This window comes from Pseudoalteromonas sp. T1lg122, assembly GCF_002964825.1.
GTDB classification, from domain to species: Bacteria; Pseudomonadota; Gammaproteobacteria; order Enterobacterales; family Alteromonadaceae; genus Pseudoalteromonas; species Pseudoalteromonas gelatinilytica.
Genome location: NZ_PQCG01000021.1, coordinates 1 through 612, shown reverse-complemented (window position 1 = coordinate 612; position 612 = coordinate 1). Strand labels below are relative to the sequence as shown.

Sequence of the window (612 nt, the reverse complement as noted above, 5' to 3'; positions counted from 1 at the left end):
TTCTTTGTTGGGATATCGCCAAGCGGTAAGGCAGCAGGTTTTGATCCTGCCATTCCCAGGTTCAAATCCTGGTATCCCAGCCACTTTCTCAAAGTGACAAAGAATACTCAATGAAGAGTCTAAAATAACTACCAGTACATTAGTACGAATGATGCGGGAGTGGCGGAATTGGTAGACGCGCTGGATTTAGGTTCCAGTAACTTCGGTTGTGAGAGTTCAAGTCTCTCCTTCCGCACCATGTTCTTGATGAGAACTAAAACTATCAAGCTTTTGTTGGGATATCGCCAAGCGGTAAGGCAGCAGGTTTTGATCCTGCCATTCCCAGGTTCAAATCCTGGTATCCCAGCCACAATGGCTAAGTAGCTCAGTTGGTTAGAGCACATCACTCATAATGATGGGGTCACAGGTTCAAATCCCGTCTTAGCCACCATTCTTCTTTTAGAATGGCTCTGCAGGAGTTAAAGCTGCGCTCAATGAAGAGTTTAAAATAACTACCAGTACTTTTAGTACGAATGATGCGGGAGTGGCGGAATTGGTAGACGCGCTGGATTTAGGTTCCAGTAACTTCGGTTGTGAGAGTTCAAGTCTCTCCTTCCGCACCATGTTCTTGAT

General features: G+C 45.6%; 5 tRNA genes. All 5 read left to right on the top strand.

The features are described from left to right. Window positions 1-8 precede the first annotated feature (8 nt). The 5 genes from C2M33_RS10140 to C2M33_RS10120 all read left to right on the top strand — a co-directional run bounded on the left by C2M33_RS10140 (window position 9) and on the right by C2M33_RS10120 (window position 602). Window positions 9-83 (top strand) — tRNA-Gln (locus C2M33_RS10140). A 70-nt stretch (window positions 84-153) separates the two neighbouring features. Beyond that, window positions 154-238, top strand: a tRNA-Leu gene (locus C2M33_RS10135). Window positions 239-274: 36 nt separating this feature from the next. Next, window positions 275-349 (top strand) — tRNA-Gln (locus C2M33_RS10130). Between the two features lie 4 nt (window positions 350-353). Next, window positions 354-430 (top strand) — tRNA-Met (locus C2M33_RS10125). Window positions 431-517: 87 nt separating this feature from the next. Continuing rightward, a tRNA-Leu gene (locus tag C2M33_RS10120) sits at window positions 518-602 on the top strand. Window positions 603-612: the final 10 nt, after the last annotated feature.